At 64.9% G+C, this 2,617-nt stretch carries 1 protein-coding gene and 1 pseudogene; both read left to right on the top strand.

Annotated features, from left to right (window positions below):
- Window positions 1-118: 118 nt before the first annotated feature.
- Window positions 119-1,622: pseudogene (gene istA / locus ASD34_RS05095) on the top strand (IS21 family transposase).
- Window positions 1,612-2,424, top strand: coding sequence for an IS21-like element helper ATPase IstB (istB, locus tag ASD34_RS05090; RefSeq protein ID WP_157609641.1), 813 nt, complete (start codon window positions 1,612-1,614; stop codon window positions 2,422-2,424). Before istA ends, istB begins: the two are co-directional and overlap by 11 nt.
- Window positions 2,425-2,617: the final 193 nt, after the last annotated feature.

The raw sequence follows: 2,617 nt of genomic DNA, 5'->3' as shown, positions 1-2,617 counted from the left end.
GTGTTGACGCCGACCGGAAACTGAGCCAGTTCTGCGGGTAGTGCCGAAGTAAAAGTGAGCCAGGTGTTCAACCTACCCTGCTGTTTATTTAAGCAGCGGGGTTCGAGGAGTGATCACCATGGACATGATTGGCAGGATCCGACGGCTGCACGTGAGGGACAAGCTGTCGGAGCGCGAGATAGCGCGCATGACGGGGCTGTCGCGCAACACGGTGTCGAAGTGGCTGCGCGCACCGGTGGCCGAGGCGCCGAAGTACCGGCGCGAAGCGCGCCCGAACAAGCTCAGCGGATTCGAGGCGACGCTGAAGCAGGCATTGACGGCCGATGCGCGACGGCCCAAGCACGAACGACGCACGGCCCGCGCGCTCCATGCCGAGATCAAGGCGGCAGGCTACGGCGGTGGTTACTCGGCTGTCACCGACTTCGTTCGAGCGTGGCGCCAAGGCGAGGGTCAAGCGGTCAACGTCACGGCGTTCGTGCCGCTGAACTTCGAGCGCCTTCCAGTTCGATTGGAGCGAAGAAGGTCTGGTGGTCGGCGGCATCTACTACCGGATGCAGGTGTCGCACCTGAAGCTGTGCGCGAGCCGTGCGTTCTGGTTGGTGGCCTACCCGAGCCAGGGCCACGAGATGCTGTTCGACGCCCACACAAGATCGTTTGCGGCGCTGGGTGGCGTGGCGCGGCGTGGGATCTACGACAACATGCGCACCGCCGTCGACAAGGTCCACAAGGGCAAGGGCCGCACCGTCAACGCGCGCTTCTCGGTGATGTGCGCGCACTACCTGTACGACCCCGACTTCTGCAACGTCGCATCGGGCTGGGAGAAGGGGCGTGTGGAGAAGAACGTGCAGGACAGTCGTCGGCGCATCTGGATCGAGGCGGGCCGGCGCCGCTTCGGCTCCTTCGTCGAACTCAATGCCTGGCTGAGCGAGCGCTGCCGGTCCCTGTGGAACGAGATCCGGCATCCCGAACACAGCCAGTTCAGCGTGGCCGAGATGCTGGAGCACGAAAGGCCTCACCTGATGCCCATGCCAGAACCCTTCGATGGCTACGTGGAGAAGCCGGCGCGCGTGTCGAGCACCTGCTTGGTGTCGGTGGCGCGCAACCGTTACTCGGTGCCCTGCGAACTGGTGGGGCAGATGGTCAGCACAAGGCTCTATCCGGGCGGCGTCGTGGTCGTCGCCGATGATGCGGTGGTCGCGCGACACGAGCGCCTGAGCGACTCGGGCGGCACCCGCTACGACTGGCAGCACTACATCCCGCTGGTGCAGCGCAAGCCCGGGGCACTGCGCAATGGCGCGCCCTTCGCAGACATGCCCGAGGCGTTGCAGCGTCTGCGACGCGGTCTATTGCGCCAGGCCGGCGGGGACCGTGTGATGGCGCAGGTGCTTGCCATCGTTGCGACGGCGGGACTGGATGCGGTGATCGTGGCGGTCGAACTGGCGATGGAGAACAGCCCTCCATCCGGGCGCGTCAGCGTTGAGCACGTCGTCAACGTCCTCGGCCGGCTCAACGCACCGTCGGCGCCACTTAATGCCGAGACGGCTCTGCAGATCACAACGCCACCACTGGCGAACACAGCGCGCTACGACAGCCTGCGCGGCCAGGAGGTGGATCATGCGTGACGTGATCGTTGAGCTCAAGGCATTGCGCCTGCACGGCATGGCAGGCGCTTGGTGCGACCTGCAGGAGCAGGGTCCGGCATCGGGTCTGGATGCCTCGCGCTGGCTGGTCGAGCACCTGCTGCAGGCCGAGACGACGGACCGCGCAATGCGCTCGGTTCAATACCAGATGACATCGGCGCGCTTCCCGGTGCACCGGGATCTGGCGGGCTTCGACTTCGATGCCTCGGTGGTCGACCAGAAGCTGATCCAACAGCTCGCGACGCTGGAGTTCACCGAGGCCGCGCACAACGCCGTGCTGGTCGGCGGGCCGGGTACGGGCAAGACGCATCTGGCGACGGCCTTGGGTGTGTCGGGCATCACGCGCCAAGGCAAGCGTGTGCGGTTCTACTCGACGGTCGACCTGGTCAATGCACTGGAGCAGGAGAAGGCCCAAGGCAAGGCCGGGCGCATCGCCAGTGGTCTGCTGCGCATGGACCTGGTCATCCTGGATGAGCTGGGCTACTTGCCGTTCAGCCAGGCCGGCGGCGCGCTGCTGTTCCATCTGCTGAGCAAGCTGTACGAACACACCAGCGTGGTGATCACGACCAACCTAGACTTCGCCGAATGGTCGACGGTGTTCGGCGACGCGAAGATGACCACCGCCTTGCTCGACCGACTCACGCACCACTGCCACATCGTCGAGACGGGCAATGAAAGCCATCGATTCCTGCACAGCAGCGCTACGGCGAAGAAGCGCATCAAGGCCAGGGAACAGGCCCGCAAGGGCGGCGCCAAAGCCGATGTAGCCGACGCCACCGACTAACGGCGCCGTGCGCGGCAAGGCGCTACGGGCTACGCCCTTCGCGCCTTAGTACGCGACACCACCATCAAGATGAGGAGAGCAGCAAACAAGGCAAGACATACACTTATCCACAGCTGACGATCACAGCGTCGGCTTCCACCCCTGGCTCATTACTTGATCGGCGCGGTGGCTCACTTCTACTTCGGCGCGGACA

The organism is Variovorax sp. Root473, from assembly GCF_001426505.1.
In the GTDB taxonomy this organism is placed as follows: Bacteria; Pseudomonadota; Gammaproteobacteria; order Burkholderiales; family Burkholderiaceae_C; genus Variovorax.
Note: the sequence above shows the minus strand (reverse complement) of the source record. Positions and strands in the feature narration are given on the sequence as shown.